The sequence below is a fragment of the Mycobacterium sp. 852014-52144_SCH5372336 genome (genome assembly GCF_001665615.1).
Lineage (GTDB): Bacteria > Actinomycetota > Actinomycetes > Mycobacteriales > Mycobacteriaceae > Mycobacterium > Mycobacterium neumannii_A.
In genome coordinates this window covers 1-833 of record NZ_LZSW01000002.1, presented here as the reverse complement: position 1 = coordinate 833, position 833 = coordinate 1, and the positions used below count along the sequence as shown (strand labels likewise).

At 65.1% G+C, this 833-nt stretch carries 1 protein-coding gene; it reads right to left on the bottom strand.

Translation table 11 applies throughout. The annotated features are described in order from the left end of the window. Positions 1 to 833: AMP-binding protein (locus tag A5759_RS00025; RefSeq protein WP_156616754.1), on the bottom strand; the 833-nt coding region annotated here is incomplete at both ends.

Below are 833 nucleotides of genomic sequence, written 5' to 3'. Positions count from 1 at the left end.
TGTCGGCCGAGTTCGAAGAAGGAGTCGTCGACGCCGACGCGGTCCAGGCCCAGGACTTGGGCGTAGATGCGGGCCAGGACTTCTTCGGTGTGATTGCCCGGTGCCCGGTAGTGGTCGATGTCTTGGTATTCCGGTGCCGGCAGGGCGCGGGTGTCGAGCTTGCCGTTGACCGTCAACGGCAGCTTGTCCAGCGGCACGATCGCGGTCGGAACCATATAGGCGGGCAACCGTTCGCTGAGCGCGGTGCGCGCAGCCACCGGATCGACACTGCCGGTGACATAGCCGACCAGACGCTTGTCACCGGGGCGATCCTCCCGAGCGATCACCGCGGCCTGCTCCACCCCATCGAGGGCGTTCAACGCGACCTGAATCTCACCCAACTCGATGCGATACCCACGAATCTTGACCTGGTCATCAGCACGCCCCAGATAGCGAAGCTGCCCATCAGCACCCCACGACGCCAGGTCGCCCGTGCGATACATCCGCTGCCCGGGGGCACCCGCATCGGCGAACGGACACGCCACAAACCGCGTCGCACTCAGATCCGGGCGGCCCAAATACCCACACGCCAACCCCGCACCCGCGACATACAACTCCCCGACCACACCGGCGGGCACCCGACGCAACCACTTGTCCAACACGAAAAAGCCCAAATGCGCCAACGGCACCCCGATCGGGGACACCGCAGCATCGACATCGGCGGCCACGATCTCACGGAACGAAGCATGCACCGTGGTCTCGGTGATCCCATACATATTGATCATCCGCGGCAACCCCGGATGACGCTCCAACCACGACGCCAACCGCTGCGGCTCGAGCGCCTCCCCACCAAA